We start from the raw sequence: 24,350 nt of genomic DNA on the forward strand, positions 1-24,350 counted from the left end.
AATTTCGCAATAAAAAAGCTAAAATAAGAAAACCCTTATTTTAGCTTATGATTCCAATACATTGATTGCCGCCACAACATCCGCTTCACGAAAAGAACCCATTAAACATAACGATTCTTCCGGCTTGCACGCGTGAGCCGCAACAACTTTCTTCGCATGCTCTTGATTCCTATGGATGCCTAAATCACTCAGTTTCACCGGGAAGCCAAGCTGCTGATAAAACGGAATCAGCTCTTTAATTTCCTGATTTCTCTTCTCAAGCGCAAGCTGAATCAGTATGCCGTACGCCACCTTTTGTCCGTGCAGTACATGATGGGTTTCCGGAATAAAACTCAGACCGTTGTGAACCGCATGGGCACCCGCCATCCTGCCGAAGCGTCCGGCATAACCGCCTACAGTTCCCGCCAAAGTAATAATGGTTTCTGCTACAGCTGTGAAAGAAGCTGAGGCTTCCCCTTTCTCAAGACTTTTAACAGCCTTAAGGCTTTCTTGCAGCAAAAGATCACGAATATAGACAGACTGCCTAAGCCCCGCTTGGACCATTAATGAAACAGGCTCCTTCGTATTTCTGATAATCGCTTCCGCTTCATACCACTTCGCAAGCGTGTCGCCAATTCCGCTTTTAACATACTCAATCGGAGAAGAAAGCAGCAATAACGGATCAACGAGTGTCAAATAGCTGGAACGTTTATGATAATCGACTCGGATAAAGTTGCCTTCTTGATCATAGATCACACTCAGCGGCGTGCTTGCCGCGCAAGTTCCCGGGATTGTCGGAACAGTTATGACTTCAATATCCAAACGATCTGCGACAGCTTTTGCGGTGTCTAACACTGATCCGCCGCCAATCCCAATAATGAGATCAGCAGATGCCGCTTGTTCCGCAATCTTCCTTATTGCTTCAGGCGAGCTATACCCTTTATGCTGAATTACTCTCCACTCCGGCGGAATCGCAGCATACGTTAGAAATGCCTCATACGACTTAATGCCCGTTACAACAACAGGATGCTTCCATTCCTTCACAAATACCGGCAGCTCTTTTACAATTCCTTGTTTGCATATGTATTGATTCGGACCGCTTCGGACAATATCTTCTGGCTGCATTTCCATCTCTCCTCCATTTTTTCATCAATCATCTCACTCTCCTTCAAATGGTGTCAATCCGCCTTCCCCGCAAACCAGCCGCCAATGGCATAAGCGCCGAAAAATGAATCAACATCGGCAAGTCCTGCATTATAGAGCAGTTTCTCTTCCTGTGATGCGGGAAGCCGGATGAGTATTGACGCCTATGGAACCGCAAATGTCTCCGACCTGCTCTCTCTTTTAGCGCTTATATTTACAGATTCCTATTATCACAATCATCTCTTCTATCTTGATTTTGCAGAAAAAAATGACATGGATTGCTCTTCTGGGAGGAGCGCTTACACTGTTAGGACACTCCTTTTCAGAGCTAAAAGAGCGAAATGGAAAGATGAACAGGTTTAAAAGATGCCGTATCGGCTTTTTTTAAACCTCGTCCTACGTTTGCCACCTATAGATGAACGCGATCAAACGAATGGAGGAATCGAAATGGATGAAATGGTTTTAATCACACAGCAGTGGCTGAACGAGACGTACAGGGGCAAACATGGGTATAACCCAGTAGAAGAAAGCGGGAAAACTGGGTGGGATACGATCTACGGTCTGACTCGGGCGCTTCAAATTGAACTAGGTATCTCAGAGCCAGCTAATAACTTCGGGCCGACAACACAGCGCTTATTTAAGCCTCTTAAACGCCAAGCTCCAGATTCAAAACCCAGCAACATGAATTTTATTTTACAGGGGGCTTTATGGTGCAAAGGCTTTAATCCCGGCGGTTTTACAGGCGTCTTTTTCGAAAAAACAGAAAATGCGGTGAAGGAGTTTCAGAAAGCTGCAGGACTGACAACTCAGGACGGAATTGTCACCACCTTGATTATGAAAGCCTTATTGGACATGAGCGCTTTTAAGCTAGTGTCTGGGGGCGATTCAAGAATCCGTCAGATTCAACAAAACTTAAACCGGGACTACAATGACTATATCGGTTTAATGCCTTGTGACGGACTGTATGCCCGCGATACCAACAAGGCCCTTATTTATGCTTTGCAAAAAGAAGAAGGTATGAGCACAAGTGTCGCTAATGGATTTTTCGGAAACGGCACAACAAGCTTATGCCCTACTTTAACTCCCGGTGATTCAAGAACAGGCTTTATTTTAATTGTTCAGTACGCCCTTTATTGCAACGGAAAATCATTCGACCCTGGTGAGTTTGACGGCAAATATGGCGTCGGTGTTGTTTCAGCCGTTAAAGCATTTCAAGAGTTCATGTGCCTGCCGCAAACAGGTTATGCAGATATGCCGACCATTAAAGCTTTATTATCAAGCTCAGGAGACACAACACGAGCCGCTACAGCTTGTGATACCGCTACTATTATAACTGCAGAAAAAGCTCAAACACTGCGGAATAACGGTTATAAAACAGTTGGCAGATATTTGACCGGAAATGTGCGGACAAGCAATGGCCTCACATCAAAAGCCCTGACGTCTGAAGAACTTGCAGTTATTTTTGATGCCGGATTAAAGGTCTTTCCGATTTATCAAGACGGCGGCTATCAATCTTCTTATTTTGTAAAAGACCAAGGCACAAGAGATGCGTACAGTGCTGCTTCAGCGGCTCGAAGATTAGGTTTCCCGTCAGGCACGACCATTTATTTTGCTGTCGATTTTGATGCCTACGATTATGAAGTAACAGATAAAATTATTCCTTATTTCCAGGAAATCAAGTCAGCTTTTGCGAAAATGCAGACATTTTCTACTGCGCCTAAATACGAAATAGGCGTATACGGACCAAGAAATATTTGTATCCGAACCCAAGAAGCAGGACTCACAAAGTATAGTTTTGTGGCAAATATGTCAACTGGCTTCAGCGGCAATCTCGGCTATCCGATGCCAAATAACTGGGCCTTTGATCAATTTTATGAAGGAACAATCGGAAGCGGTTCTGGAAGCATCGGGATTGATAAAGACGGCTTTTCAGGAAAAGACTCTGGAGTAAGCCATGTAAATCCACCGTCTGATCCGGTATATGATGCAAGACTGCGTACACTGACAGACATTTTATCTACCATTCCAGCTTTAGAAAATCTATCAGGTCTCGCAAACGCGATGTTTGAATTTGACACGACAGAAACCATTTTCACATCACCAGAGTTGGATATTATTCTATCCACATCACTTCTGGCAACCATACCAAGTGAAGGCTCACCAAACACAATTACCATTACAAATGGTAAACCAGGTGCCTATATCACGGGTTTATTGGGCGATACCCAAACGTCTCTCACTGCGTCACAAATTGATTCTTATCAAAACCTTTTAAACAGTCTCAGCTTGTCAGTACGTAATGGATTTTTAGAAATTTATGTGAACCCGACAGCTCAATCATTAAATATTCAATTTAAAATCTATACGCCTGATATTCCAGTAGGTGACAGTGCTACAACTGGACTTACGACTACGATTACGTTTAAAATAAAACAGAAGCACTTTAGATTACCAGATTCGGAAGAAGAAGTATACACACCAAATTGGGATACTATTGTAAACAACATGCTGCTGGTAGGTACAGGTATTATTGTAGTTGTAGGTATTGGTGCTTTAGTACTCTTAGCACCTGAGGCAGGAGCAGCGGCAGTACTGTTCGGTTCGTTATTAGCAGCTTTTAGATAGTTTTATAATCCATGAATACTCTATGAGTATTCATGGATTTATTTTCAAGGAGGATTCTACATGAAATTTGATATGCAAATTTATAGGAAAACAGTCAAAAAAATTGAAACTGAATTGTTTCCTGTCAGAAATAATGATAATGAATTATTGACATATCTTATGAAACAAGATTCATTGACATTAAACCAAATGAAAATGTGCTTAACTGAACCTGAACTCACCTTCAAGCATTCTATTAAAATCGTATTTTGCGTCACATTAATAACTCTATATATATTTTTTTTCAGCACTCATTATAATGACTTAATAGCCATGTCTATACAAATGTTGTTTGTGCTAATCGGCTTGTTATGGATTGTTGCATCTTTTCCAAATGCTAAAAGAATTCAAATCTCCCAAAACTTCAAACAAAAATCCGAAAACACCCGCATTGTCGGTATGATCGACTTCGTTTTAGAACAAAAATACAAAAAAAGCATCTCTGAATAATCCTAGCCAGAGATGCTTTTTCTCACTTACACCTTCTCCGTCACAGCCGCACTGTCACGCGTGACCGCCGTGGGCTCCCTCAGCATCACGTTCATCACACTCGCCAGCACAAGCATCCCAATCGACAAATAAAAAGCCAGTGTATACTCACCCGTTACCGTATAGATGACGCCGGGCACATATGCTCCGAGGGCAGAGCCAATTTGATGGGCAAGCGACAGCCAGCCGATCATGAGGCCGATCGAGTAGTTTTGAAAGTATTGGGTCGCGAGCATTTGAGTCGGCGCTACCGTGGCGAAGTCTACTAGTCCAAACAGAATCGCAAAGGCTAAAAGCAAGTAGGGTTCGTGGCTGTAAATCAGAATCACAATCGACAGCGCGCGCACCGCATATAAAAAACACAGGATTTTCCGGCTGCTCCACCGATCCGCTACGATTCCGGACAGTAAGATACCAGCGATATTAAAACCGGCCAGCAGGCTGATAGCGGCGCTCGTAACAGTTGTAGAAAAACCGTGATCATGAGAAAAGGGAATCAAATGGGTATCCATCAGCCCGACAGTCGTAAAGCCGCAGATTAAAAACGGAAGGATCAACAGCCAAAACTGCCTCATACGAAACATCGCAGTTACTGAGCCTGCTTTGGTTTTTGATCCTGTTTCTACCTCCTCATTATCAGCCCCGCCGATCGGCTCTTCATTTTTCTCTGAAGGATGATTTCGCAGCAATAAAAGGGCTGCCGGAAGGACAATGACCATTAACAGCAACCCCAATGCCACAACCGTCAGCTTCCAGCTAAACCAATGGATCAGCATAAGCGAGCCGGGAACCAGCAGCATTTGCCCCGCTCCAAAGCCCGCTTCCATGATTCCAAAGGCAAGTCCGCGATTTTTGCTGAACCAATTCACCACCAGCACACTTGTTGCTACATTCGACGCTCCGCCAACTCCGAGTGACACCCCCAACCCGTAAAGCAGAAAGAGCTGCCACGGTGAAGTGATAAAACATGTCGAGAAAATGCTGATCCCGGTCAGTAACGTGCTCCATGATAAAACTGCCCGCGCGCCCCATCTGTCCACAAGCCGCCCGATCACAGGCTGGGATATCCCGTAAACGACAAAGCTCAGCGTTGAAATCAGCGAGATGGTGCCCCTATCCAGCGAAAACTCCCGCTCCCAAGGCTCGACAAACGCACCAAACGACAGGCGCACACCTTGTACGGCCAGTAAAATCAAAAAGGTGATAAAAACAATGATCCAAGCATAGTGGAGTCTTTTCATGACAGTTCTAAATCCCACCGCTCTTCTGTCAGATGCTGTCCCCATAATGGCGTTTCTTCTTTCACTTCACTCAGTCTGAATCCAAATTTCTCGTAAAGCGGACGGGCTTCAGCCATACTGCTCACTGTCCAAAGATAAATCCGTTCAAACTTCATCTCTCTGCTATATGTAACGAGATGCTCAAGCAGTTGTGTGCCCAGCCCTCTGCCCCGAAAAGCGGCATCAACCAAGAACCATCTCAGCTGCACCGTCTTTGTATCTTGTTTGACCAATCCGACACAGCCTGCAAATTTTCCGCCGCTTTCCGCGATCCATATCTTTTCAATTTCCGCATCAAATGTCTCATGGAGATAAGCTAAAAATGTATTATCCCAGCCATGAGCTTCTGCATAAAATTGCCTTTGCTTTTCGATGAGAAGGTGAATGTCATCCGATAGATAATAATCTCTGATTGAAATACCCGATGTCTTGGATGAGAGCGACTGAGACAATATGGCTTCAATCTCCTCCATAGCTGTCGCAAGCTTGTGCTGCTCTTCGTCATCGATTTCCTTCAACATCAGCTCAACCTGTTCATTTGCTTTCTTCTCAAGCTTTTTATAAATGGTTTCCCCCGTTTCCGTCACATATATATAATGGTGGCGGGCATCAGCTTTGCTCTTCTCTTTATAAATCAAATCTTCTTTTTCAAACTGTTTTAGCATTCTGCTGACATATCCCCGGTCAAGCCCAAGCTTATCCTGAAGATCTTTCGCCGTACAATTCGGCGTATTGTAAATCTCAAATAGAATCCGTGTCTCAGTTAAGGAAAACGGGCTGTCATAAATGTGCTCGTTAAGGAAGCCAAGAACATTCGTATAAAATCGATTGAACTTTCTGAATTTTAGTCCCACAACTGACTCGTTAGTTTTCAAACTCATCCCCACTTTCTTATATCGTTGATTAAAGCAATTATAATCACATATAGTTGCTATAGTCAACGATATATCAAAAAGCGAGGCGAGATTTTATTTTCCAGATGCCTTCCTCTTCCTCACCACCATCAATGTAATATACGATAAAATTAGCGAAAACAAACTATAGACAACGGCCCATCCCAAAAATGATTGATTAAAAATCGTAAATGTAAGCACGAGAGAAATAATCAGACTAATCAACGGCATCATATACACGTTTTTACAAACATAAGTCCCGGCGACCGATAACACAATAACCGCTAACGGTAAAATGCCGAATGCGATATCTAATTCATCCACCTGGCAACAGCCTCCTCCCAGATTTTTATGCTACTTGTAAAAAAACATAACCTCAATCACTAAAAGGAAAACATTTACTTTTTGGTTCCATTTAAAATTACCCGTTTACATTCACTCCAGACTATGATAATTTAAGAAAGCGCTATCATGATAAGTTAATAGCTTGGATGGAGATGAGGAGAGCCAGGAATCCCACCCCTTTTGACAAGGGGTGTTTTCTGGCTCTTTTTGTTTGTCAGAAAGGAGGCACGTCACACATCCAACACAAACAGCAAAGGGGATGATTTGATGTTTCACCTATTTAAACCGGCTCCTCACATTGAGAGACTGGATGATTCAAAGACGGATGCGGCTTATAAACGGCTAAGGCTGCAAGTATTCATAGGTATTTTTATCGGCTACGCAGGTTATTACCTGCTGCGGAAAAACTTTGCCTTTGCCATTCCTTATCTGCAGGAACAGGGGTTTTCAAAAACCGAGCTTGGATTGGTGCTGGCCGCGGTATCCATTGCGTACGGCTTCAGTAAATTTATTATGGGCATGGTGTCCGATCGCTGCAACCCGAGGTATTTTCTCGCGACAGGCCTATTTTTATCTGCAATCGTTAATATTCTTTTTGTTTCTATGCCCTGGGTAACTTCGAGCGTCACCATCATGTTTATTTTTATGTTTATCAATGGATGGTTCCAAGGGATGGGCTGGCCTCCATGCGGAAGAACAATGGCCCATTGGTTTTCTATAAGTGAACGCGGCACGAAGATGTCGATTTGGAATGTCGCTCACAACATTGGCGGCGGAATTCTGGCTCCGCTTGTCACTCTTGGAATTGCTATGTTTGTCACTTGGAAAAGCGTGTTTTTCTTCCCTGCCATTATTGCAATACTGATTTCATTTTTAATTGTCCTTTTGGTGCGGGATACCCCTCAATCTTGCGGACTTCCGCCAATTGAAGAGTACCGGAACGACTATCCAAAACACGCTTTCAAAGATCAAGAAAAAGAATTAACGACAAAAGAAATCCTCTTTCAATATGTACTTAATAATAAGTTTCTTTGGTACATCGCATTTGCAAATGTATTTGTTTACTTTGTGCGATACGGCGTAGTGGACTGGGCGCCTACTTACTTAACAGAAGCCAAAGGGTTCTCTCCGGAAGACTCCCGGTGGTCGTATTTCCTTTACGAATACGCCGGCATACCGGGAACGATCCTGTGCGGCTGGATCAGCGACCGCTTCTTCAAGAGCCGCCGCGCACCGGCAGGCGTTCTGTTTATGGCGGGTGTTTTCATTGCCGTATTGGTGTACTGGCTGAATCCGGCCGGCCATCCGCTGGTAGACAACATCGCTCTGATCAGCATCGGCTTTTTAATCTATGGTCCTGTGATGCTCATCGGTCTGCAAGCCATTGACCTCGCACCGAAGAAAGCAGCCGGAACTGCGGCTGGATTGACCGGGTTTTTCGGATACATCGGCGGATCTGCTTTCGCAAACGCCATTATGGGACTTGTCGTTGACCGATTTGATTGGAACGGCGGCTTCATCATGCTGATCTCATCTTGTATACTGGCTATCGTGTTCTTGGCTTTGACATGGAATACGGGAAAACGAGCGGAGCATGTTTAAGAAAAGATTATAAAAGATTAATATTTTCCCAACACGCCATTTACATCCGATATCTAACATAAAAGCTGTTACTGCTTGTTCATAAGGAGGAAGAAAAGATGCGAAAAAATAAATTACTAGCTTTGGTTCTCCTATCTTTTGGTTTGCTGTCGTTTATGGTTACACCTGTTTCGGCAGCCTCAAAAGGAAACCTGCTGTCTCCTGACCGGATCCTGACAGTCGCGCACAGAGGGGCTTCCGGATATGTGCCTGAGCACACCATTCTGTCCTACGAAACCGCTCAGAAAATGAAAGCAGATTATATTGAGCTGGATTTACAGATGACTAAAGACGGAAAACTCATTGTCATGCACGATGAAAAACTGGACCGCACCACAAACGGAACGGGCTGGGTGAAGGATCATACGCTCGCGGAGATTAAGAAACTTGATGCCGGCTCTTGGTTTAATGAAGCTTATCCGGCAAAAGCAAAGCCGCAGTACGTTGGCCTTAAAGTTCCTACATTAGAAGAGGTCTTACATCGTTTTGGCAAACATGCTAACTATTACATTGAAACAAAATCGCCTGACACCTATCCAGGCATGGAGGAAAAACTGATCGCTTCCTTACAGAAACATAACCTGTTAAGCAAGCAGTCAAAGCGCGGCCAAGTCATTATCCAATCGTTCAGCAAAGAAAGCCTGTTAAAAATTCATCAATTACAGCCTAACCTGCCGACTGTTCAATTGTTGGAAGCAAAACAAATGGCTTCCATGACAGATGCTGATCTGGAGGAAATCAAAACCTACGCTGTCGGCGCGGGTCCGGATTATAAAGCATTGAATGCAGAAAATGTCCGCAAGATTCGCAGCCACGGTCTGCTTTTGCATCCTTACACAGTCAATACAGAAGCAGATATGCGCCGCCTGCTCAACTGGGGAGTTACCGGCGTGTTTACCAACTATCCGGATATATTTCATCATGTGAAAAAAGACTACAAAAAAAGCTTTGAATCCTAGGATTCAAAGCTTTTTCTCATCATTTTCACTCAAGTACAGCCTGCGCAATATTCACCGCATGATCGCCGATACGCTCCAGATTACTGATCATATCAACAAATACGATACCCGCTTGTCCTGTACACAGTCCTTCATTTAGACGGATAATATGCTTTTTGCGAAGCTTTCGTTCCATCTTGTCAATTTCATCTTCTTTTTCAATGACATGAGCAGCAGTTTGTTCATCATTGTGGTGCAGAGCCTCCATTGATGCCTTCACAGTGGATATTGTTAAATCCATCATGTTCGTTAAATCCGTCATGGCTGATTCGGTAATAACGACACGGTGAGCCTGCTGATACTCAATCAATTCAATTACATTTTCAAAATGATCGCCGATTCTTTCAATATCTCTGACAGTATCCATCAGCATATGATGCTCCTCAGATTCATGATCTGAGAGGGAGCTCGATGAAAGCTCAATCAAATAATCGGTAATTTTCCGGTCGAGATTGTTGACCGCATCCTCTAACTGATAAGCATTTGCTGCGTATTTTGTCTGTTTTGTCACCAAGAATTGTTTTGTGACTTCCAGCCCCTGAACCGCAAAGTTCCCCATTTGCAGCACTTCTTCCTTCGCTTGTCCGAGAGCAATAGATGGAGACTGCTCAATAAAAATCGGATCAAGATGCGACTTGTATTCCATCATTGAATCCTTGCCCGGAATCAATTTTGTCACAATCAAAGCCAATAGCCCGACAAAAGGAAGCTGTATGATCGTATTTGACGTATTAAAGATTCCGTGAGCAAATGCAATCGTCATTTTAGGATCCAGTCCCATCGAAGCCTGGAACCATAAGATCAAAGCTGTAAACGGCTTGAGCAAAATCAAGAAAATCGTTGTTCCGATTAGGTTGAACAGTACATGAGTAGCCGCAGCACGTCTCGCTGCAACAGATGCTCCAAGAGACGCCAGCACCGCGGTGATCGTCGTCCCGATATTGTCCCCGAATAACACTGGCAGCGCGCCGTTAATATCAATCAGGCCATCTGCAAATAAACCTTGCAGAATACCGATAGTGGCACTGGAGCTTTGCACGAGAACCGTAAACAAAGTGCCGATGACGACACCGAGAACCGGATTTGAACTCATATTGACTGTTAAATCATGAAAGGCCTCGAGGGAGCGAAGCGGTTTCATGCCGCCGCTCATTAACTCCAATCCATAAAACAAGGCCCCAAACCCAAACACAATCTGGCCCACATTTTGCACATTTTTATGCTTAAAGAAAAACAATAAAAATCCGCCGACAGCAATAATCGGCAACGCATAGGCTCCTATATCGATTCCGATAATAAAAGCGGTAACCGTTGTACCAATATTGGCGCCCATAATGACCCCAATCGCCTGCCGAAGTGTCATAAAACCTGCGCTCACAAGTCCAACGGTAATAACCGTCGTTCCAGAGCTGCTTTGTATCAAAACCGTCACAATCAAACCCGCTAACACGCCCATCAGCGGATTGCTTGTAAAGCGGTCTAAAATATTTCTTAGTCTATCTCCAGCCGATTTCTGAAGCCCGTCTCCCATGAACTTGATCCCAATCAGGAAAATACCAAGGCCTCCCAGAAATTCGAACAGTAATGTTTGTATGTCAATCGCCAACATGTTCACCTCTGTTTAGACATTATTCAGCAAACTCTCTTCGATTATGTTTCAAGTTCAGATGATTGTAAATAAAACATCCACTTAATTTACATTAACTTAACAATGAGCCTTATGGTCCTATTAAACGTTTACATTGGTGTAACATTTCGCGATGAACATGACCAATCGACTACAAAAAACCTTACGTAATAGCGCAAGGTTTTCTCATCACAGGTTATTCTTTCCCGTTGGGTTTTCAGTATACCCGGCGCAAAGAATAACAGGATAACCTCTAAACTGTTCCCTAAGAAAATCGGCAAAGGTTTAGCCTTAAGCAAAACGGGAATGATACAGGAAACATTACTTTTAAAATAGAAAGGAGTTATTACCATGAAACAAAAGCTGTTACTTTCCGGTCTCGCTGTTTCAACTGTCGGCATCACTTCTTATCTATTAAAAGACCCGTCAAACCGCCAAAAGGCAAGAGAATTCATTCACAGCATGAAAATGAAGATAACAAAACAACCAGATATGGAAACGTTCCCAGTCGATAAAGCCGGTCACCCGCACCCGCATGACATTGAGGACAACAAAATGGTATCCGAAGGCTCCATGTACCCTGTTCAATACTACGATGAAAAAAAGAAGTAATCAAAAAAGCTCTCTTCGAAAAGGAAGAGAGCTTTTATATTTACCTTTTCCGTCTAATGCTGCTCATCACAAATCCGCTTTCAGGCAATGACGGCATTCTGGCAAGACTGTAATGCAGCGATTGTTTTGGCACGTCATATTCAACCTGATTCACGAGAAAATCCAGGCTCGCTTTCATCACTTCAATGGTAATCCCTTCCCCCGGACAGCGATGGCCCTTCTCCGCGTTGCCCCCGCCTTGAGGGATGAAATCAAACGGATTTTCCTCCCGCTCTTTAAAACGCTCAGGCCGGAATTCATCAGGATTGTCCCACATACGGGGATCATGATTCGTTCCATACACATCAAGCAGCACTGATGTCCCCTTCTTAAACTCACAGTCATTCCATGTAAAATCCTTTTTGACAACGGCTCCTAAAAACGGTCCGAACGGATAAAATCTGCGCATCTCCTGCACAAACATTTCTCTTTCCTGACTGCCTCCAGAACGAAGCCATTCCTTATACTTTGGGTGTTCATGCAGCGCCAACGCTGAAAACGAGATAAAGTAAGCAATCGCTATAATCGGACGCAGCACATTAATGAGCTCGATGGCTGCCATGCGGGCATCAAGCTGGCTCCCATTCTCTTGCGTATAAAAAGCCATTTCATGCAGCGCTGATCCATGTTCTGTTTTCATCCTGCCGCCGCGGACATCTTCAATCATTTTTTCAATCCATTCTTCCGTCCGAGGTCTAGCTCTTCTTCCCTTCCAATGCCGCGGTCCCACAGCACCAAACGCGTCTACCATATCAATGAAATCGTCCGCTCTCTCTTTCACTTCCGTTTCCTTCAGCGGAACACCCGCCCAATAGCAGGCCACCCGGCATAAGATTTCTTTCGCTTCATCAAACAACACAACCTGATCCGCCATTTCCCATCTTGTTACAGCCGCTTTCCACTGCTCTGTCATCAGCTCAGCCAGTCGTTTTTGATGCGGCGGTGTCATCAATGACAGAAAAAGCAGCTTTCGATGGATATGAGCGTCGCCATCCATTGTCTGGATCGCATTGACGCCAAACAGCGATTTTTGTACTCGTTTCGGGAGAGCACCCTGCCGCTGAAACCGTTCAGTATCATAAAATACCTTCGCAGCCTCCGCCCCGCTCATACAAATAAATGTTTTTCCAAGCAAGCGTGCCTGAAACAAATCCGATTGGTAATGTTCTTTTCTATTCTTGATAAACAAATATCCTTCCCGCATCAAAGCCACACTGTTATCGAGGCTTTTGTCATGTGGAATCTGCTCATTCATCCCGCAACCCTGCCTTCCTTTTTTACTTCTGTTTTCACTTTATCTCACGAAGATAAACCCAATGACAGTATTTGCTTCCAAGCATTTTTTCATTACTTTTAAAGGTAGAAACACAGAAATGGAGAAAAGGTAGATGATCAAAACAAAGGGGAGATCAAAATGAAGAAATGGATATATGCTTTTCTTGTGCTGGTCATTGCCGGTTCAGGAGGTTTGTCCCTCCATGCAAAAGCGCCCGCCAATGAAACAAAAAAGCACCTGAATGTCAGCCGAATGAATGTGGATAAGGAGTTCAAGGATATTGACGGAACCTTCATTCTTCATGATTTAGAAAAGGATCAGACATTTGTCTACAACAAGAAACGGGCCAACAAAAGACAAACTCCGCAATCTACCTTTAAAGTGACCAATGCCTTAATCGGCTTGCAGGTGAAAGCTGTCCGGGATGAATATGATGTCAAACGCTGGGATGGCGTCAAACGTGAATTCGAATCATGGAACCGCGACCATACACTTGGCTCAGCCATGCGGGAATCTGCCATCTGGTATTACCAGGCATTAGCGAGGGACATCGGCGAGGAAAGAATGAAAACCTGGCTCCATACCCTGTCATACGGAAACGAAGATATCAGCGGCGGAATCGACCAGTTTTGGCTGCAAAGCTCTCTGACAATTTCTCCGTTTGAACAAGAAGCCTTTATGGAGAAACTTTACAAAGAGAAGCTCCCGTTTGACAAAACAGTCATGAAAACCGTCAAACGCATGATGATTCAAGAAGAAGGAGATCATTATACGCTTTACGGCAAAACCGGAACTCGTCTGACAGACATGGGATTAGGGTGGTTTGTCGGGTTCATCAAAACAGAGCACGGCTCCTATACGTTTGTCACCAATGTTGATGACTCCGGTACAACAGCCAAAAACATCACAATTGATATTTTAAAAAAATATGGCCTGATCACTTCATAAATGAATGAGCCCTGCAAACGCACAGGGCTCTTAAATGTCATGCTCAAAGCAATAATGATTCACAAGCTCTTCAATTAAATCATGATCCGGGTAATCACCGTTAAACTCGAATTCAATTTCTTCAACAAATTCTCCATGATGATACACGTGGATCGCCCCATTTTGCCGGACGACACTAAACTCCGGCTGAAACGTATATCCGCTTCGTTCAATCGCACCCAATTTCATTCCCGCCTTTCTCAAAGCAGTAATTCATACACCTCATTTAATTCCTTGGCCCGTTTTTGATCCTGTTCGTCTTGGGCATACTTAATTTCCTTTTCCAGCACCTGATTCAAATATGACATCTCATCGTCATCCAAATCCTTTACAAACTCCTCTTCATTGGCATACCGCTTCGCCAGCATCTTCTTGCAAATCCGCAGACAGACTTCATTTTCAAGATGATTTGAAAGTGACTCCCGCAAATAACCGAGTGTAACATCCATAATATAAGCACCTTTCCTTTGCGTTCTTTATCCTATAGGTTGCTGAAATGAGAAAAATCCATACGCAAAAAATGAAAAAAGAGACATCAGTCAATGTCTCTTTTTCCTGTTTTATTCAGCTGCTTGATTTCTTTTCGTAACATCCGCCTGCACGCGCTTGCCAATTCCAAAAGCATAATAACTGATGACCACAAGAGCTAAGAAAATAACCCCTACAATTAAAGATATCCGAGTATCATCATTAAACCACATGCCGACAAGAACCATCAGCAAGAAAGCAATCGTCAAATAATTTGTGAAAGGTGCAAACGGCATTTTGAACGGATGTTTATCTAGCGCAGCGCCCTTCGCTTTTCTGAACCCGAGGTGGCTGATCAAAATGATAAACCAAGGGATCATCCCCGGCAGCACGCTAGCGCTGTATACATATACGAAGATCTTCGGCGGCGCAACATAGTTCAGCACAACGCCGACAGCTAATCCGATCAGCACTGCGATTGTGCCATACAGCGGCACACCATTTCGAGAAATCTTTGCAAAGAATTTCGGTGCCTGTCCATTGACACCTAATGTATAAAGCATACGTCCCGCGCTGAAAATCCCGCTGTTGCAGCCTGACATCGCCGCCGTGATAACGACAAAGTTAATAATGCCGGCCGCTGCCGTAATTCCAACTTTAGAAAACGTAGACACAAACGGGCTTCCAAGTGCATTCAGCTCATCCCAAGGATATACCGTCACGATCACAAAAATAGCACCAATATAGAAAATCAAAATGCGCCAGATAATGCTTTGAATCGCGTTGCGCAGCGTGTTTTGCGGGTCCTTTGCTTCTCCGGCAGTAATCCCGATCAGCTCAACCCCTTGATAAGCCGCTATAACCAGAGACAATGCAAAGAAAAATCCTGAGAAACCGCCCGCAAAGAAGCCGCCGTGAGACCATAGGTTAGACAAACCGATAGCATCTCCGCCATTGCCAAAGCCGAAGAAAATAATTCCTAATCCCGCAATAATCATTAAGATAATCGTCACAATTTTAATCATCGCAAACCAAAACTCAAACTCGCCAAACGACTTAACAGAAATTAAGTTCGCCGCACCAAGAATTGCCATAGCTACGATACCAGGTATCCAAGCAGGCAAATCCGGGAACCAATATTTCATATAAGAACCGACTGCGATAATTTCTGACATGCCGACGATCACCCACTGGAACCAGTTGCTCCATGCCGTCATATAACCAGCAAGGGGATGAATGTATTGATGGCCAAATGTTGCAAAAGAACCGGTACTCGGTTCCACATACAGCATTTCACCCATTGCACGCATGATAAAAAAGATAAAAATTCCGCAAATTGCATAAGCCAGAAGGACAGACGGGCCAGTCCATGAAATCGTGCTGGCAGAACCCATAAATAAACCAACACCGATCGTACCGCCCAAGGCAATCATCTGAATATGACGGGCGCTCAAGCCCCTCTTCAATTCTTTATTTTCCACTCCGCTTCCTCCTCTTAAAAACGAATACATGTACAGCTCAACCGAAATAGCATAAAGGCAGCTCAGCCTCCAAAACGTTCTTCATTTCTTATCAAGCTACAAATATCAGAAAATTCAATCATAAAATTGTTAGATAATCTCCAAAATTACTTATTTCATCATAATAAATTTCTCTGGAAAATACAATTGTTTTTTTCGGGTAAACACTTTCATTCAATGGGTTTGATCTATCACTTCAATTAAAATCTTTTATATGAATATAATGAAATCATAACAATATGAAAATGATATATGATACAGCTGCTTTCATGAGATGGGCATAAAAAAAATAAGCTGTTCACGATGAACAGCTTACCTAATAATTCACGCCAGTTTGGCGTTTTAATGTTTCAAGCCACTCCGTATCACCTGTCCCATAGCCCTTGCTTTGCCCCAGATCTCTCAAAGATCCATTGCTGTAGCCAATTGACAGTATGAAATCTGGGATGGCATCATACCCGATTTCCGCCATTTTACTGAGCTGTGAACCATAGTGAGATATAGCATAGGAAGCAGTTTGTCTTTGCACAGGATCATTCTCAAGTTTTTCTTTATATACCTCTAATAGATCATGTCCGTCAGGTGTGATGTATCGGCCATCGACAACTGCTAAATCCTTCAAATGGTAGCCTGTGACTTCGTACATCTCACGAACCGCTTGATACTTTTGATACGCCGCTTCGGAATATTGTGATGAATCACGGGCCTGGCTTTTCATGATATGTACAAACAGCTCTTTGCTGTTGTCTCCAGATTGCAGCAATCGCTCAACTTGCCCGATGAGCTCCTTGTCATCCGTTCCGCTCACCTTTACCTTATAATCGATAGGTGTAATGGTAAACGTAAGCTCTGTGCCCACCGGGATTTGAATATGATTCCGATTCAGGAGCACTTGAAGCTGTTGGTTAACCTGGCTTCGCTGGAACACCTTTGCATTCTCCGATTCCACTTCCCCATTAAACGTAAGATTGCGAAACACAGCATCCTGGAGGTTATAGTTTTGCGCCTTTCCTTTGAATAACCATTCTGTTTCATTATCGTAAGCAGCCTGTCTTTCTGCAGCAGACAGATCACTTCTGAAATAAGGAGACTTCGAATGTTGGTATTTATCTTTTATATAGCCCAAAGGATCGGACTTCGTTTTGTTTATCGCATTTATCCGGCTGTACTTTTCATCTAGAATTTTGATTCTGATGTCGCTCTCAGATTCATAAGGGTTATTGGATTGAATCACAGTTTCTTCCCCTGTGTCTGTCACTGTTCGGTCATTTGCTGATTGAAACACTTTGCTGAAAGTACCGTTGTTTGCCGCAACACTGGTTTTTGAGTAATTAAGTTGATCGATTCCCTTCTCAGAGGACCGTGTCTCAAGCCGGTTGTATGCCTTTTCCAACACCTCTGCAGATGTACTCCTGACTATGTCAGCCGAAATCTTTTTTGTGATATTCTGTGCCATGAGCTGGGTGCGGATAAATTGACGATTCAGACGCATTCGATTCCCTCCTGGATAGTTATCTCTTCTCTTTCTATCGGCAACTCTTTGTATATATTAACCTTATAAAACATTTATTTACACTTAGGACTTTGTTATGTATGATGGAAAAAAAAGGAGGTTTTTTCATGAGGAAAAAATGGATGATTCATTTCGCCATCATGCTGTCTGTTTTATTCACATGTACTTATTCTGCTTCAGCAGCCGGAATCACTGCTATTACAGGAAACAATTCATTTGATACAGCAGCACCAATCGGATATTGGAAATATAAGAATATAGATACAACGATACTGGATGCCGGACAAAATGAAGCCTATTTTACATTTACAGCCAATAAGGGAGAAAAAGTATATGTAAGGAGTACATACCAGAGTGCGTACACAGGGATGAAAATTGAAATTTACGATAAGAACAGAGTACCTGTTTCGCAAGGCACAGAAGTCATTAATCCTAATACGTTCTCTTCTTTTATTTATGCAAATGCCGACGCCCAAAACACGACTGATACATTCTATGTGAAAGTGTCGCGCGGCACCTATACCGGGAACATGTATTTCACACTTTCAATTGAAGACCGAATCAAATCCGGCAGCGGAACATTTCAATTCAGTGGCGTTGCTGAAAATAAAGGAAATACAAACCTTAGCCCCTCAGGTTCTGACTCCAGCGTCATTAGGCTTGACTTAACAAACCAATCTGAAATTCCTCGTGATGCCATTGTAACAAGAGTCCAAACAACCGCTACTCAAACACCAAGTCAGGGAAATACACGACATATCATCATGACGAGTGAAAACAACGAATGGCGCCGTGCTGTTGTGAATAGCTCAACTTCGGGATCTTATGATATATCCTTAACAGACCAGCTCAGTGCGGCAAAGGTATGGAGCTTTAAATATAATACATTAGCGACTGCAAAATCGACGATGAGTAATGTAAAAGCAAAAATAGATTATCAATACGATGTCACAAAGCAGTTTTAATCTACAGAGCTGGCAGGTTCCATGATCCGGCTCTTTTTTTATGCTAAGCTTCCATAGAATAGACTTAGCCCAAGATGCAATTGTTTTGATAAACTATAATCAGTACAACTAAGGGAAGTGCAGCGCGAATGGCATTAAAACAGTTAAAAAAGCTATTATTTGACCGCCCTCTGAAGGACGGCGTCATACTGAACAACCAATACAAAATCGAAGAATGCCTCGGCATGGGCGGCTACGGCTTGGTTTATGTGTGCACCGATGTCCTTACGCAAACACCGTACGTCTTAAAACAGCTCCGTCCGACAAAAGCTAAAAAACAAAAGGAAAGAGTCCGATTTCAGCAGGAAATTGGTCTGCTCAAAAGCATCAGCCACCCGCAAATCCCGGCCTATATAGAAGACTTCATCATAGACGGACAAGCCTACTATGTCATGCAGATGATCGAGGGCGATAATATAGAGGAATTGTTATTTTATCAAAAACAGCCGTTTACAGAGCTGATGGCATTACAGCTGATGGCTCAGCTGCTGGACATTGTAGAATACCTGCATGAACGTCTTATTTTTCACAGTGACATCAGAACGCCAAACATTATGATAAATCACGGTAACGTATGTCTCATCGATTTCGGCCTTGCTAAACAGTTATCTCGTGAAGAAGGTGAGGAATTAAAGCTCAGAAAACGGGATGACTTCTTCGACCTCGGTGAAACCCTGTTGTTCCTGCTGTACTCTCAATATAAAGGGAAAAAGAAGAAAAACGCCACTTGGCTGGAGGAATTAACGCTGACAAAAGAAGTAACCCTGCTGCTGAAAAAATTATTGGGCATTGAGGAAGAATATCAGCACACCGCTTCTATTCGCGAAGACCTGAACCGCGCGATTCAATCAGTGACATAAAAAAACCCTTGTCCCAATGCGGAACAAGAACTTTTTTTGTATTAACTGCTGCTGTAGCTACGGCGTTTGTAGCGGTGACTGCCGCCATAACGATCGTAATGTCTTCTTCTGCCAGAGCTGCTGCTGTAGCTGCGGTAATGGCGGCGCCGGCTGCTGCTGTAGTGCCGGTGTCTGCGATGGCGATCACTCGAGCTGCTTGAGAGGTACTTGATTGTTTTGATGATTTTTTTAAACATATGCTGTTCACCCCTTTTCTGCTTCCTATTATATATAATTCTCTGAAAGAAAGAAAAACATAGCAGGATCACTTTTTCGAAAACAAAAACGCAGTTCCATTTTCATTTGTCTGCAGCACATAGGTAATACGAAGCAGCCGGCATACATCCTCAATAATCTTCAGCCCAAGCCCGTCACTGTCTTGTTCTCTGTCAAATCCAATGCCATCATCGCGAATCGAAACAGCGCCGTTTTCTATCTTGACTTCCAGCTTTTCAGCTTTCGAATGCTTTAGCGTATTTTGAAAAATGTTATCGAACAGTCTTTGCATCCATAAACCGTTGCTTATCCATATCACATCTTGATCTGTTGGCTTATAGTGCAATTCAATCCCATTCACACTGTATAAATAATCCCACTTTTTCACCGCTGTTTCTAATAGATCGTTTATTCGTACTTCTTCATTTATAATATATGAACTCTCTAACGTTTCAGTGGAAAATAGATTCAAATCATTCGTTAATTCCGCAATATATTCAATTTGCTGGTACAAAGATTCAAATGCAGTTTGATCCTGGCACTGGCTCTCCAAATAAAATAACTGCAGCCTGAGAGCTGTTAAAGGTGTATTAATATCATGCCTTAGTTTTTGCATCAGCTCCTTTTTCATGTCCTCTCGCTGTCTTAGTTCCAGTTCCCGGTACGTTGTCCGTTCAATTAACAAGTTGACCGATTTGATCAATTCGCCAATTTCATCATCGTTTTTAACTGCCAGTTTATTGGGGATCTTTTTATCGCTCGCTAAACGCCGAATGGTTTGATTCAATAGATTGATTTTACGCAGCAGAGAATGAATTGATTTTGAAAATAAAAAAGCTAACAAAAAAAGTGATAATAAAAATACGGCCAGCATTGCCGGATACGCAAAAGACCTGTGAAAAGGCATGCCATGATTGATCGGTTTAAACATGCTGTCATAAATCACCGACATCAAAATGCTAACTGCCAGCAACAGTACCGGAACACTAATGACGGCCGTACATAATAACAACTGATATTTTGTCTTTAGCTTCATTTCTTCACAACGGTATTCAGCCGATACCCTTCTCCATAGATATTTTCAATGATCTCACCCGCTACATCATTAATTTTCGCTCTGATTTTTTTAATGTGCACATTCACAATATTCGGGTTTCTGTCTTCAAGCTGCCATAGATAATCAAAGAAATGTTCCTTCGTTAAGATACTGTTTTTGTTTTCGTACAGATAGAAGAATATTTTCCGCTCAATCGCGGTAAACAGCACTTCATGATGCAAATCTCCATTGAATACCTTTTTGGTGTCTGCATCAATATGCAAATGTTTAATTCTCGTAAAGGTGCCATAATGATGCTCAAGCATATTCTTCATTCTCAGCAGCAGCTCTCTCGGATCAAAAGGCTTTACCATATAATCCTCGCCGATTTTTAATCCTTGAAGCTTGCTGTCCATATCATTGCGGGCGGACAGAAAAATGATAGGAATATTTAACCCTACATCTTTTATTTTTTTAGACATTTGATACCCGTCCTCACCCGGCAGCATGATATCCATAATAACCAAATCAGCCTTCTGAATGACCGAAAGCACATCCGCTCCGTCCGTTTTCCAGCTGACATCGTATCCCTCACGCTGCAAAATCTTCTGCAGCAGATCACCAATCATGACATCGTCTTCCACGATTAAAATATGATAACCCTTCATCTTAGCGAACCTTTCATTTCAGTTTTTGTTTGAGAAACTTCATAGAAAGCTGATAGATCTGATCAGGCTGGTATAAATATATGCTGTGTGTGCCCCTTAACTCTCTCACTTCTGATACTTCTAATTGGTCTGCAAGTTCTTTATAATCTTTACGTTGCTGTTTTGTATATTTTGAGTCTTTATATTGATCAGCAATGGCATCTAAAAATAAAATTGGTGTTTCTTTTGGTACCGGCAGATTCACAGATTTCCTGCCGTTTTGGTAAGACTGTAACAGCTCATGCGCCATATCAGCATTGAAAAATTGCTTAAATGAAATGGCTTTATAGATTTCTTTTTCATGATCAGTTAAAAACGACTGCCGAATCACCTCCGGATTATAGGCAGCAGACGGCATAAACCGATGAAAACCAATCGCCGTTAACAGATGGAACCCCCTTACTTTCAGTCTGTCAATCCCGCTCAATTTATACGTGACATACTGCTGAGGCAATCCTATGTCCATCGCAATAATGGCCTTAATTTCCTTAGGATATTTCTGCGCCCAATATATCGCTTCAATTCCTGATATGGAATGAGGCATTAAAATATAAGGAGGCTTATTCCCGCTTTGCAGTAGCGCTTTTCTCGTCTGTTCCAATATTGTATCAATATCTCTGTCATCATTATACACATCGCTGTAACCATAGCCCGCACGATCCACTACAGCAATCTTGTTTTCTTTTGAAAACTTGCTGTACAACCCCTTCATCTCATAAGCAGGCGCAGCAACCCCCGAACCAGACATAAACACAAACGTATCCTTCCCGCTTCCCTCTTGATACACATTCATTCTCTTACCGTCAACATCGACTACTGTGCCTTTTTCTTTAAGAAGTGCTGCTTCCTTATTTAGTTGGTAATGGTGGTAGATAAAAACGGAAACAGCCCCAAGCAAAATCAATGCAACTATGCCGCCAAAAAAGATTTTTACGACTTTCCATAACGTTTTCATATGATGCTCCTTTCACGTGATACCGAAAGGATACGGTATAAAAATAAATTTCTGATTAACTTTGGAAAATTTTATTTTCACATTTGACTTTGCCCTTACGGAAAGGTGTACATTTGGAGCATGGAGGTGATCGCTTGCTATCGATCGGTGAATTTTCGAAGATATGCAAAGTATCAACAAAAACATTGCGATACTATGATGAAATTGGATTAATCCACCCCGAAGACATTAACCCTGAAAATGGATATCGATATTATTCGATCAGACAGCTGAAAAAAATGCTCTTGATTAGCCGTTTAAAGTCCTATCAATTTTCTCTGGAAGAAATCAAAAACATTCTCGATTTGGAAGAGGATCTGGCTGAAGAAAAGCTTGGTTCTGCCCTGCATCGAAAAAGAAAAGAAGTACAGGAAAAGATCAATGCTTATGAATATACCCTTACACAATTGAACCTCGATATTCTGCGTGCAGAGAAAGGCAAACCAATGATGTCATGGCTTGACGATATAGAAGTAGTGCTGGCTGAAACCCAGCCAATAACCATCCTGTATGTACGCAAAATGATGAGCAGTCATGACTATGCCCTAGGATACGAAAAGTATTTTAGCAGGCTATATGAAAAAATTGCTGTTGATAAACTTACCTTGCTTGGCACGCCCATGACAATTTATCACAGCCCTGAGTACAACCCCGCCGGCAATGATACAGAATTTGCGATTCCAATAGAGGAGTCTGTTAAGGGTACGCGAAATTTGCCCGGAGGCCTTTGCGCAAAGTCTGTTTTAAAAGGCCCATATGCAGAATTAACCTCGGTATACGCTAAGCTGAGGGAATGGGTCGAAGATAAAGGCTATGAATTAACGCAATCACCCTATGAAGTGTATGTAACTGATCATCTTCATGCCGCCATTCCAGAGGATATTGTGACCGAAGTGTATTTTCCAATAAAGAAAAAAGAGAGGTAACTGTCATGCAAAGAAACGACTGGCCAACTGAAGACCCGGCAGCCTTGGGGATGGACGCCGAAAAACTGTCTGAGCTTGGTCCTAAGATAAAGTCCGAATACAGCAATATAAACGGTATTGTGGTTGTGAAAAATGGCTGCATCGTTTATGAGCGCTATGATCATGGCTATGGACGGGAAGATACGCATCATGTGGCATCTGTAACGAAAAGCATCATATCCGCCCTAATCGGACTCGCTATAAATGCAGGCTACATTAAAAACATCGACCAAAACGTTCTCGACTTTTTCCCGGAATATATACCCCATACTTCCGACAAACAGAAACGAGACATCACCCTACGCCATCTTCTCACAATGACAGCTCCCTATCCATTTGAAGACTGGCACGAACCGCTCGACAAGATATGCATGCAGCAAGACTGGATCATGTATACGCTGGATATGCTGGGTCAAGGAGGCACCATCGGAACATTTAAATACTCCACCGCTGGCGCGCATCTGCTATCAGACATCATCACCCGCAGTACGGGCAAAAGCGCCCGCGAGTTTGCCAACGAACACCTGTTTAAACCGATCGGCATGAAAGAGATCCCGCAATATGAAATGAAATCATATGGCTTTGATGACCTTTTCGGTAAACATGTGAAGGGTTGGGTGAACGACCCTGACGGCAACTCAACCGGAGGATGGGGGCTTACGATGACTCCGCGGGATATGGCTCGGTTTGGTTGCCTTTATTTGAATCATGGTACTTGGAACAATCAACAGATCATTCCTGAATCATGGATTGACCAATCAACTGCGATGAACGCTAATAACTACGGCTATCTATGGTGGCTGCGTGATGAGGACAGTGTTTTTTCATACTCAGCACTAGGCGATGGCGGGAATGTGATTTGCTGTGTTCCGGAGAAAAACCTGGTTGTAGCCATTGCATCGGAGTTCATCATGAATGCTCGTGACAGGTGGCAATTGATTAAGGAGTATTTAGTTTCTCAATGAAATTATGAAAATTGACAAACGAGAATTCCTTATTGGCAGCCTGCTCTAAGGAGCACGATATTGAGAAGGCTGCCATTCTTTCTTATGTCA

At 42.9% G+C, this 24,350-nt stretch carries 23 protein-coding genes and 2 pseudogenes; 11 read left to right on the top strand and 14 right to left on the bottom strand.

Annotated elements, in window-relative coordinates; translation table 11 throughout:
* Positions 1 to 45: 45 nt before the first annotated feature.
* The gene (locus V6D42_RS18265; protein WP_333514179.1) at positions 46 to 1,104 is read right to left on the bottom strand and encodes an iron-containing alcohol dehydrogenase family protein; all 1,059 of its coding nucleotides are present in this window, start codon (positions 1,102 to 1,104) and stop codon (positions 46 to 48) included.
* Between the two features lie 209 nt (positions 1,105 to 1,313).
* On the opposite strand from V6D42_RS18265, the pseudogene V6D42_RS18270 reads away from it, so the two are divergent.
* From V6D42_RS18270 to V6D42_RS18280, 3 genes and pseudogenes are all read left to right on the top strand, one after another.
* Positions 1,314 to 1,510: pseudogene (locus V6D42_RS18270) on the top strand (EamA family transporter); the annotation flags it as partial.
* Between the two features lie 59 nt (positions 1,511 to 1,569).
* Positions 1,570 to 3,747 carry a glycoside hydrolase domain-containing protein gene (locus V6D42_RS18275; RefSeq protein ID WP_333514180.1) on the top strand — a complete coding sequence of 726 codons (2,178 nt, stop codon included), beginning with the start codon at positions 1,570 to 1,572 and terminating at the stop codon, positions 3,745 to 3,747.
* Between the two features lie 60 nt (positions 3,748 to 3,807).
* On the top strand, positions 3,808 to 4,236 hold the full coding sequence (locus tag V6D42_RS18280; RefSeq protein ID WP_268506184.1) for a hypothetical protein: 429 nt from the start codon (positions 3,808 to 3,810) through the stop codon (positions 4,234 to 4,236).
* A gap of 26 nt (positions 4,237 to 4,262) precedes the next feature.
* On the opposite strand, the gene V6D42_RS18285 is transcribed toward V6D42_RS18280, so the two are convergent.
* The 3 genes from V6D42_RS18285 to V6D42_RS18295 all read right to left on the bottom strand — a co-directional run bounded on the left by V6D42_RS18285 (position 4,263) and on the right by V6D42_RS18295 (position 6,772).
* The gene (locus V6D42_RS18285; protein ID WP_333514225.1) at positions 4,263 to 5,516 is read right to left on the bottom strand and encodes an MFS transporter; all 1,254 of its coding nucleotides are present in this window, start codon (positions 5,514 to 5,516) and stop codon (positions 4,263 to 4,265) included.
* Positions 5,513 to 6,430, bottom strand: a complete 918-nt coding sequence (locus tag V6D42_RS18290) for a bifunctional helix-turn-helix transcriptional regulator/GNAT family N-acetyltransferase (RefSeq protein ID WP_333514181.1) — start codon at positions 6,428 to 6,430, stop codon at positions 5,513 to 5,515. Before V6D42_RS18290 ends, V6D42_RS18285 begins: the two co-directional genes overlap by 4 nt.
* Before the next feature lie 93 nt (positions 6,431 to 6,523).
* Positions 6,524 to 6,772, bottom strand: coding sequence for a YbeF family protein (locus tag V6D42_RS18295; protein WP_229149585.1), 249 nt, complete (start codon positions 6,770 to 6,772; stop codon positions 6,524 to 6,526).
* A 288-nt stretch (positions 6,773 to 7,060) separates the two neighbouring features.
* On the opposite strand from V6D42_RS18295, the gene glpT reads away from it, so the two are divergent.
* Entirely contained in the window at positions 7,061 to 8,395 is a 1,335-nt protein-coding gene (gene glpT, locus V6D42_RS18300; protein WP_333514182.1) for a glycerol-3-phosphate transporter, read from the top strand.
* Positions 8,396 to 8,493: 98 nt separating this feature from the next.
* Positions 8,494 to 9,393: a glycerophosphodiester phosphodiesterase gene (locus tag V6D42_RS18305; RefSeq protein WP_333514183.1), complete on the top strand. Its 900-nt coding sequence runs from the start codon at positions 8,494 to 8,496 to the stop codon at positions 9,391 to 9,393.
* A 25-nt stretch (positions 9,394 to 9,418) separates the two neighbouring features.
* On the opposite strand, the gene V6D42_RS18310 is transcribed toward V6D42_RS18305, so the two are convergent.
* Entirely contained in the window at positions 9,419 to 11,038 is a 1,620-nt protein-coding gene (locus V6D42_RS18310; RefSeq protein WP_442893256.1) for a Na/Pi cotransporter family protein, read from the bottom strand.
* Positions 11,039 to 11,410: 372 nt separating this feature from the next.
* On the opposite strand from V6D42_RS18310, the gene V6D42_RS18315 reads away from it, so the two are divergent.
* The gene (locus tag V6D42_RS18315; RefSeq protein WP_024120051.1) at positions 11,411 to 11,671 is read left to right on the top strand and encodes a hypothetical protein; all 261 of its coding nucleotides are present in this window, start codon (positions 11,411 to 11,413) and stop codon (positions 11,669 to 11,671) included.
* A gap of 40 nt (positions 11,672 to 11,711) precedes the next feature.
* On the opposite strand, the gene V6D42_RS18320 is transcribed toward V6D42_RS18315, so the two are convergent.
* Positions 11,712 to 12,965 carry a cytochrome P450 gene (locus V6D42_RS18320; RefSeq protein ID WP_333514185.1) on the bottom strand — a complete coding sequence of 418 codons (1,254 nt, stop codon included), beginning with the start codon at positions 12,963 to 12,965 and terminating at the stop codon, positions 11,712 to 11,714.
* A gap of 159 nt (positions 12,966 to 13,124) precedes the next feature.
* Here V6D42_RS18320 and blaOXA point away from each other — a divergent pair, with 159 nt between their 5' ends.
* Positions 13,125 to 13,934, top strand: coding sequence for a class D beta-lactamase (blaOXA, locus tag V6D42_RS18325; protein ID WP_333514186.1), 810 nt, complete (start codon positions 13,125 to 13,127; stop codon positions 13,932 to 13,934).
* Between the two features lie 30 nt (positions 13,935 to 13,964).
* Here blaOXA and V6D42_RS18330 read toward each other — a convergent pair whose 3' ends face one another.
* The 4 genes from V6D42_RS18330 to V6D42_RS18345 form a co-directional block, all read right to left on the bottom strand.
* A complete protein-coding gene (locus V6D42_RS18330; protein WP_044162226.1) occupies positions 13,965 to 14,156 on the bottom strand; it encodes a DUF5370 family protein in 192 nt (63 codons plus the stop codon).
* Between the two features lie 17 nt (positions 14,157 to 14,173).
* Positions 14,174 to 14,422, bottom strand: a complete 249-nt coding sequence (locus tag V6D42_RS18335; RefSeq protein ID WP_010332841.1) for a sigma-G-dependent sporulation-specific acid-soluble spore protein CsgA — start codon at positions 14,420 to 14,422, stop codon at positions 14,174 to 14,176.
* A 111-nt stretch (positions 14,423 to 14,533) separates the two neighbouring features.
* The gene (locus V6D42_RS18340; RefSeq protein WP_333514187.1) at positions 14,534 to 15,922 is read right to left on the bottom strand and encodes an amino acid permease; all 1,389 of its coding nucleotides are present in this window, start codon (positions 15,920 to 15,922) and stop codon (positions 14,534 to 14,536) included.
* 355 nt (positions 15,923 to 16,277) lie between these two features.
* A complete protein-coding gene (locus V6D42_RS18345; protein WP_333514188.1) occupies positions 16,278 to 17,453 on the bottom strand; it encodes a DUF4885 family protein in 1,176 nt (391 codons plus the stop codon).
* Positions 17,454 to 17,581: 128 nt separating this feature from the next.
* Here V6D42_RS18345 and V6D42_RS18350 point away from each other — a divergent pair, with 128 nt between their 5' ends.
* A complete protein-coding gene (locus tag V6D42_RS18350; RefSeq protein ID WP_333514189.1) occupies positions 17,582 to 18,439 on the top strand; it encodes a hypothetical protein in 858 nt (285 codons plus the stop codon).
* 128 nt (positions 18,440 to 18,567) lie between these two features.
* Positions 18,568 to 19,338, top strand: coding sequence for a serine/threonine protein kinase (locus V6D42_RS18355; protein WP_333514190.1), 771 nt, complete (start codon positions 18,568 to 18,570; stop codon positions 19,336 to 19,338).
* Here V6D42_RS18355 and V6D42_RS18360 read toward each other — a convergent pair.
* From V6D42_RS18360 to V6D42_RS18375, 4 genes and pseudogenes are all read right to left on the bottom strand, one after another.
* Positions 19,323 to 19,585: pseudogene (locus V6D42_RS18360) on the bottom strand (hypothetical protein). The gene V6D42_RS18355 and the pseudogene V6D42_RS18360 sit on opposite strands and share 16 nt — an antisense overlap.
* A gap of 57 nt (positions 19,586 to 19,642) precedes the next feature.
* On the bottom strand, positions 19,643 to 20,629 hold the full coding sequence (locus tag V6D42_RS18365; RefSeq protein WP_333514191.1) for a sensor histidine kinase: 987 nt from the start codon (positions 20,627 to 20,629) through the stop codon (positions 19,643 to 19,645).
* Complete coding sequence (locus tag V6D42_RS18370) at positions 20,626 to 21,297, bottom strand: response regulator transcription factor (protein ID WP_268506168.1); 672 nt, start codon at positions 21,295 to 21,297, stop codon at positions 20,626 to 20,628. The genes V6D42_RS18365 and V6D42_RS18370 overlap by 4 nt, the downstream gene beginning before the upstream one ends.
* Before the next feature lie 13 nt (positions 21,298 to 21,310).
* Positions 21,311 to 22,291, bottom strand: coding sequence for an alpha/beta hydrolase (locus V6D42_RS18375; RefSeq protein WP_333514192.1), 981 nt, complete (start codon positions 22,289 to 22,291; stop codon positions 21,311 to 21,313).
* 134 nt (positions 22,292 to 22,425) lie between these two features.
* Between V6D42_RS18375 and V6D42_RS18380 the strand changes: the two genes are divergently transcribed.
* Both V6D42_RS18380 and V6D42_RS18385 read left to right on the top strand, forming a co-directional pair.
* Positions 22,426 to 23,256: a MerR family transcriptional regulator gene (locus V6D42_RS18380; RefSeq protein WP_333514193.1), complete on the top strand. Its 831-nt coding sequence runs from the start codon at positions 22,426 to 22,428 to the stop codon at positions 23,254 to 23,256.
* Between the two features lie 5 nt (positions 23,257 to 23,261).
* Positions 23,262 to 24,260: a serine hydrolase domain-containing protein gene (locus V6D42_RS18385; RefSeq protein WP_333514194.1), complete on the top strand. Its 999-nt coding sequence runs from the start codon at positions 23,262 to 23,264 to the stop codon at positions 24,258 to 24,260.
* The last annotated feature ends 90 nt before the right edge of the window (positions 24,261 to 24,350 follow it).

The sequence above is a fragment of the Bacillus sp. 0909A genome (assembly GCF_036765115.1).
GTDB classification, from domain to species: Bacteria; Bacillota; Bacilli; order Bacillales; family Bacillaceae; genus Bacillus; species Bacillus mojavensis.